6 protein-coding genes are annotated in these 6,640 nt (G+C 34.4%); 5 read left to right on the forward strand and 1 reads right to left on the reverse strand.

The genetic code is table 11. The annotated features are described in order from the left end of the window. Window positions 1-12: 12 nt before the first annotated feature. Window positions 13-1,347, reverse strand: a complete 1,335-nt coding sequence (locus ACP6PL_RS17485; protein ID WP_426546539.1) for an RNA-guided endonuclease InsQ/TnpB family protein — start codon at window positions 1,345-1,347, stop codon at window positions 13-15. A gap of 307 nt (window positions 1,348-1,654) precedes the next feature. Here ACP6PL_RS17485 and ACP6PL_RS17490 point away from each other — a divergent pair, with 307 nt between their 5' ends. The 5 genes from ACP6PL_RS17490 to ACP6PL_RS17510 all read left to right on the forward strand — a co-directional run bounded on the left by ACP6PL_RS17490 (window position 1,655) and on the right by ACP6PL_RS17510 (window position 5,594). Further along, window positions 1,655-2,524 (forward strand): phycobilisome rod-core linker polypeptide, encoded by an 870-nt coding sequence (locus ACP6PL_RS17490; protein ID WP_426546540.1) that lies wholly within the window; start codon window positions 1,655-1,657, stop codon window positions 2,522-2,524. Between the two features lie 269 nt (window positions 2,525-2,793). Continuing rightward, window positions 2,794-3,555 (forward strand): phycobilisome rod-core linker polypeptide, encoded by a 762-nt coding sequence (locus tag ACP6PL_RS17495; RefSeq protein WP_426546541.1) that lies wholly within the window; start codon window positions 2,794-2,796, stop codon window positions 3,553-3,555. Window positions 3,556-3,735: 180 nt separating this feature from the next. Then, window positions 3,736-4,269 (forward strand): phycobiliprotein lyase, encoded by a 534-nt coding sequence (locus tag ACP6PL_RS17500; RefSeq protein WP_426546542.1) that lies wholly within the window; start codon window positions 3,736-3,738, stop codon window positions 4,267-4,269. A gap of 231 nt (window positions 4,270-4,500) precedes the next feature. Continuing rightward, complete coding sequence (locus ACP6PL_RS17505; protein WP_426546543.1) at window positions 4,501-5,124, forward strand: chromophore lyase CpcT/CpeT; 624 nt, start codon at window positions 4,501-4,503, stop codon at window positions 5,122-5,124. Between the two features lie 164 nt (window positions 5,125-5,288). Further along, a complete protein-coding gene (locus ACP6PL_RS17510) occupies window positions 5,289-5,594 on the forward strand; it encodes a CpeR family transcriptional regulator (RefSeq protein ID WP_426546544.1) in 306 nt (101 codons plus the stop codon). The last annotated feature ends 1,046 nt before the right edge of the window (window positions 5,595-6,640 follow it).

The following is a 6,640-nucleotide window of genomic DNA, read 5'->3' on the forward strand; positions in this document are numbered from 1 at the left end:
ACACTCCCCGCGCTAAAGCGACAGGGATCCTTGGTTAAATGTCCCACCATAATCATGCAGGATTTCTCCAACACAACTAGAGGGTGTCTCTCCCCTTAGACGCGAAGCGGCTTCCCGAAGGGTAGCGTTACTTTCGGTGTGCCCCACCGTAGAAAGTCCTTTTTGCAGAATGTTCAACCTTGTATTTAGGTCTCTGTGTTCTACAAACCCACAATGATGACAAATTTGGGTGCGAGTTGATAGAAACTTCCCAACTTTCTGACCCCAACTAGAATAGTTTTGGCTAGTATTATGTGGCGGAACTACTACATTTGCTTTTCCATACTTTCTACCAAAATGTTCTAACCAATGCCTAAAAGTTGAGCATCCTGCATCATTTATCGACTTAGCTAAATGCCGATTTTTTACCATGCCTTTTACATTCAAATCTTTATAGGCGACCAAATCAGTAGACTGAATTACACACTTTGTCAAGAGAGTGGCAAAATCTTCACGCTGCCTACTTACTTTGAAATGTTTCGTTGCATATCGAACTCTAGCTTTGTGATAATTATTTGACTGTCTTTGTTTGGGAATTTTAACCATTTTTGCTCCCTTTTTTCCTTTACCTGGATTCTGGTATTTCCTACACTTTCTCCTATTTAATCGGTTTAATTTTTTTTCAGCTTTTCGATAGTATTTTGGAGATTCAACAACATTTCCAGAAATATCAGTAATGAAATAATTTAATCCTAAATCCAGGCCAGTTGCTCTTTGTGTAGGAGTAGTTTTAACATTAATATCAGCTTGAATTAAGAACTGACAATAATAACCATTCGCCCTCTTGATTAACCTGATTCGTTTAATCTGTTCTAGCTGATCAAAATAGAAATCCCAATTACCTTTTAACTTGAGCTTTCCTATACCTAGTTTATTTGTAAAAGTTATATATTTTCTATCTTCTGATAAATTCCAGCCTGTGTTTTTATACTCAATTGAGCGAGAATGTCTCTTGAAATTTGGATATCCTCTCTTGGTGCACTTTCCCTTGTAACTATAGTCGTCGCGCAGTCGCACCACTTTTTTTCTAGGTATTTTTTTGTGACAGTTATCGTAGAATCTAGAGGTAGAGGACCAACCTTTTTCAGCCATAGCCTGCCTAGCTTGAGAATTAAGTTTATTAGCGAAAGCAAACTCTTTAGCTAATCTACTGCAATATTTATATAATTGTGTTTTTCCTATACTTCTTTGATCCATCGACAATCTGATACATTTATTGCCGATAAATTGACCTGTAAGAATTGCTTCATCAATGGCAGTATATTGATTTGTTTTAGCTTTAATCTTGAATTCAAAAGCATAAGGCATCGACCATTTACCCCCGTTCTCTACAAATAATTTTTTAGCTTAATTGCTAGCTTACAATCTTTGATGAGAAAAAATCCAGTGTATATTTCTATACTCTTACAAAACTTTATAATTCTTTATAATTAAGAGCCTGGTAGCAGTGTATATTCCAAAAAAGTATAAAACTAAAAAAATAGGCTCATAAGTCTATATAATCCAACTCCTGCTTTAGGAATAGATTTTAGCAATGAGTCAAAATTTTTCAGTTTTGTAACTAAAAAATACATTTTTTTCAGTAAACCTTATTTTCACCTAGGAGATAGTTCAAATGGTTTTTGGACCTGCATCTCAGTTAGGGGTTGGCCTTTTTGAAGAGACAGAACCCGTGGAACTGTTGCCAGGACGCTCATCAGAAGAAGTAGAAACTGTAATTCGAGCGGTTTATAGGCAAGTTCTGGGCAATGCTTACGTCATGGAAAGTGAAAGACTTAGTGTGGCAGAGTCCAAACTTAAAGAAGGCGACATTACTGTCCGTGAATTTGTACGTCAAGTTGGACGCTCTGACTTGTATCGTTCTCGGTTCTTTGACACTTGCCCCCGCTATCGTGCAGTAGAATTAAATTTTAAGCACTTTTTAGGTCGCGCTCCCGATGGCTACGATGACATGAAGCTTCATAGTAAAATCCTGGATGAAGGAAGTTTTGAAGCTGATATTGATTCCTACATTGATAGTGACGAATATAGTAGTGCTTATGGGGAAAATATTGTTCCTTATTATCGAGGATACAAGACCCAAACTGGCAAAAAAATGGTTGGTTTTACTCATATGTTCCAACTATTGCGTGGAGCTTCCAGCAGTGATTTAAAAGGAAGTTTAGCTGGAAAAAGCCCTGCTTTGAATAAATATGTGATTCAAGAAACACCTTTGGCAGTAGTTCCTCCTTCTGGTGGTTCCGATGGTTGGTCATTCCAAGATACACCTTTGGGTGCTAGAAGTAGACATGGAGTAGGAGCTAGTTCTGGTGGTAAAGTTTACCGCGTTGAAGTAACAAGCTATCGCTCAAAGGCAGTAAATCGTGTTTCCAAATTCCGCCGTAGCAATCAAGTATTTTTGGTGCCTTTCGATCAACTTTCTAAAGAGTACCAAAGAATACATCAGCAAGGTGGTGTAATTTCCAGTATTACTCCTATCAGCTAGGAGTTAAAATCAGAAAATTATTTACTCATTTTTCCTGAATTTGTTAGTTGCTAGATTCCTAATAACTAAAAGTTTAATTAAACTATGAAGTTGTTATAATTTAGTAGTAATATCCAGGATAAAAAGCGTAAAGTTTTTTAAAAAATTTGCAGTAGTTTATGGTTGATAGTTATCCTGTTTATATTATGATGAACGATTAGCTATGAGCTATGAACACTGCAAGGATAGTATAGAAAAAAATCAGAATTTTTGAAATACAGGAGTTAAAAATGTCACTTTGGGTAGACAAAATTGATCCAATAGAACTACGTTCTAATGCGACAGAAGATGAAAAACAAGCTGTAATTAGAGCTGTTTATAAGCAAGTTTTAGGAAATATCCATGTAATGGAGAGTCAGCGTCTAACTAGCGCCGAATCATTTCTAAAAAACGGAGAAATATCTGTCCGTCAATTTGTGAATATAGTTGCTAAATCAGACCTATATTTCTCCTTGTTTTTTGAATCATCTTCTCCTTATGGATTCATAGAACTAAACTTTAAGCATATATTAGGTCGTGCTCCCCAAGACCAAGCAGAAATTTCTGAACACGTTCGTATATGTAATGAACAAGGATACGAAGCAGAAATTGATTCTTACACAAACAGTGACGAGTATATTCAAAACTTTGGAGAAAATATTGTCCCATATCCACAAGGTACTAGCACTGTAGTTGGCATGAAAAATGTAACCTTTAATCGGACATTTGCTCTGGAACGAGGATATGCTACAAGTGACAGAAATAAGCCTTCTCGATTGACTTTAGATTTAGCTGCTAATATGGGTACGAAAATTACAGAACCTGTATCTGTAAGTGGACCTTATAGCAACACAATTAAACGTTTTGAAATCTCAGTTACTAAAACTGGTATTGGTCCTGTTGTTAAGCGAAGTGCGACAACTTATACAGTATCTTATGAACAGCTAACTTCAAAAATCAACAGCATTCAAAAAACAGGTGGAAAAATCCTGAAAATTACTGAGGTTGCTTAAATCAACAGTCAAGAAACTGTAAGTTCTTGTTAAAAAACCCGGTTTCTCCTGAAAATATTACAGGAATAGTTTTACCACTAAGAAACCGGGTTTCTATTTCGAGTAAGTTTAAAATCGGATTTGAGATAAGTCTAAAATATAGTAGATTCCTCAAAAAATATCATTTTAAAAATAGCAATAATGGATGTAGTAGAATTTGTCGAACGTTCTATCGGACGTTGGCGATCGCAACGTAGTGGCCATAATTTAGCATTTAGTCATTTTGAAGAAGTTCGCTCGACAATAGATATTGTTTCTTTACCAATAAATACTCCAGAAGTAATAGAATTGTGTAAGTCTAGTGGAATAGATATAGCTAATGTTATTTCTCCTTTTCAGATGAGTTGGCAAGGCGAATCAGATTGGGATGACAATGAAACTCTAGAAGGTAGTTGTGTCTTAGTACCAATACCTGATACAAATAATCTCAAAAAAGGAAAATTATTACGCTCCCAAGGTTATGCAGAAACTATTCCTGCGGTGGGAGAATATCATATTACTGAAGATGGCACTTTTATTCTACATACAGAATATGACCGTGCTGCTGCTGAAGAAAAAATTTGGTTTGGCACTCCCAATATTAGGTTTAGAGTATCGTTGATCAAGACGAGTGATGGTAATGGTGTATTAACTGCTTCTTTTTCGTCAGAAATTCGTTCTTTGTCAACTGAGTAAAAAGAATTGGTAGAATCATTACAATAAGTAAGTAAGTCGGTGCAAAGAAACCTAACTATGTAAAAAAATTTTATTTAACTTAAACCCTTGAGATTGCTTCTTTATCCTCGGTTCCAGTTGCTTCGGACATAGTTAAATTTAATTATGCCCAGCTAATTATATAAATAGTTTTTCTTAAAAAACTCAATAATAAAAAGCAAAATTAAAGTTGAACAATAAATAGGGAAGACTATGAATATTTCCCAGACAGAATATAAGACAAATTTGAAAAACTTAATTACTCTAGCTAGTTGGATGGCAGGAGACTTTAGTAATAAAAAACAAGCTTTTGAAAATCCAACTCTTTATGCTCATATTCATGTTTTTTTCCGACCTTTGCCAGATAATTTTTTTCCTGGTATAGGTTTTTATTCAGAACAGGTTTATGACTATGATCTTTGGAGTCCATATCGTCAAGGGGTACATCAACTTATAGATAAAGGCGATTATATTTATATAGAAAACTACAGCCTTAAAGATCCTATTCTCTATGCAGGTGCAGCAAGAGAACTTGATATTTTACACACTATCACTCCAGAAAATATAGATCGTCGTTACAACTGTTCAATGGTTTTTAAACGAGACGGAGAAAAGTTTTTAGGAAGTGTTGAACCAGGAAATAAATGTTTAATTAATAAGAGAGGATGTGAGACTTATCTAGTTAGTGAAGTAGAGTTAACTGAAAATACATGGGTTAGCTTAGATAAGGGTATGGATATTAATACACATGAACAGATATGGGGTTCAGCAGCAGGACCTTTGAAGTTTGAAAAACAAACAAGTTTTGCCAATGAGTTACCGAATACAAATAAGTAGTTAGACAAAATTATTTGTATATTTACTATTGAGTTATGTTTTGATTTTTTACTAACTCTTTGGGTAATCTTTACCAACTCACAATGTATAGTTAATTTTGTCCAGGTACTTCAAAAATTCAAGGTAGCAGCCATCAAATAGTCTTGAGGGAGGGCTAAAAGAAAATGTTACCACCAATAGCAGAAAAGAAATTGCAGGGTTGGATCAGAAGTCGCCATATAATCTGCTCAGGAAATTTTTTTTTGTTTGAAACTGTGGAGTATTCTACTGTTGATAGATTTACAGAATGTGTTCAAACATTGGGTGGGAGTTTGATATCTGTCAAACCTATTAAGAAAATTTGGATTGGTAATCATAGAAAAGTAGTTCTTTACCAAGCAAAAGCAAGTCTCCATACACCTCACCACGATTTAAAACAATACTGGGTAAAGTATGGTGGTTTTTATACCAGGTTTGATGAACGGGGTTGATCGGGTTTTAAGTAGTAGGTTTTAGGTGGTGTGTTTTATACCAAGTCTGGTTGCCAAAAACTCTTTTTCAATATCGACAGTGTCATAACAAACAAAAACTTTTTTTATAACTAATTTATCCATATTTTGAAAAAGTTGGGGAATATGTAGCAAAAATTTTAGTATTTCATATAACTTAGCTTTGAGCCAAAACTCTAGGACTTTTACTATAAATTTCCTGGAGTTTTTTTATTAGACCAATTTACTTTAAAGATGTCAGAAATAGTTTCAAACTTTAAATGTGAAATAATTTATTGAAATAACTGTATAGTCAAAGTTTTATACCAATTTGATCAATGTTTGCTACAAATGGTAGAAGTAAGGAAGAAGCAAAAAGCAAGAAGGAAGAAGGAGGAAATATTGAAAAAAAGGGGAAATGATAGATATAACTATCTCACATGAATTAGAGTAGCTATTTTTCAGCACATCCGATCAGGGGCTACCTTTTCGTAGCATTCTTTTTTCAAAGTGGTATTATACCTAGACAATTTTACTTTTCGAGAGTATCTATAAATAAAAAATTAAGCCTTAATGTAGTGAACCAAGACATCTAAAATGGTGCGTTACGATAGATAGTTAAATAGTTTTCGCAGTTTAGGTTATAGCTTTCTAATACACCCTATAGATTTAGCCCTATTTTAAGTAGTGGAGTGGTTCACCTAAAACTGTGCAATATATTTTTGTTTATAGGTGTATTTATATCCCCATCTAAATGCACCATTTTAGCTGTGTCCGTCCAATAGGATGAGTTAAGCAGGAATAATCTGAAAAAATAAAATAATATTTCAAGCTGCTGCTGTAATCCACCGAATATTAGTGCCGCTACGCGGAAGTTAAAAGTATAGCATTTTAAAGTTAAAAGTATTGGTTAGTAAAGCTTTTAGGGTTTTGTAACAGGTCAGTTATTTCCCCCATCCTGCACTAGATATTTGAGGTGTTTCTTTAGATTGATTTTTACCGAATTATTAATTATTAATTGTTAATTAAATAATTGTGGTTTAAAGCCT

Source organism: Dapis purpurea BLCC-M126 (assembly GCF_050015975.1).
Taxonomy (GTDB): Bacteria; Cyanobacteriota; Cyanobacteriia; order Cyanobacteriales; family Microcoleaceae; genus Trichodesmium.

Coding starts and splice junctions, on each gene's coding strand:
- ACP6PL_RS17485 (WP_426546539.1), bottom strand. CDS start 1,347: ATGCCTTATGCTTTTGAATTCAAGATTAAAGCTAAAACAAATCAATAT.
- ACP6PL_RS17490 (WP_426546540.1), top strand. CDS start 1,655: ATGGTTTTTGGACCTGCATCTCAGTTAGGGGTTGGCCTTTTTGAAGAG.
- ACP6PL_RS17495 (WP_426546541.1), top strand. CDS start 2,794: ATGTCACTTTGGGTAGACAAAATTGATCCAATAGAACTACGTTCTAAT.
- ACP6PL_RS17500 (WP_426546542.1), top strand. CDS start 3,736: ATGGATGTAGTAGAATTTGTCGAACGTTCTATCGGACGTTGGCGATCG.
- ACP6PL_RS17505 (WP_426546543.1), top strand. CDS start 4,501: ATGAATATTTCCCAGACAGAATATAAGACAAATTTGAAAAACTTAATT.
- ACP6PL_RS17510 (WP_426546544.1), top strand. CDS start 5,289: ATGTTACCACCAATAGCAGAAAAGAAATTGCAGGGTTGGATCAGAAGT.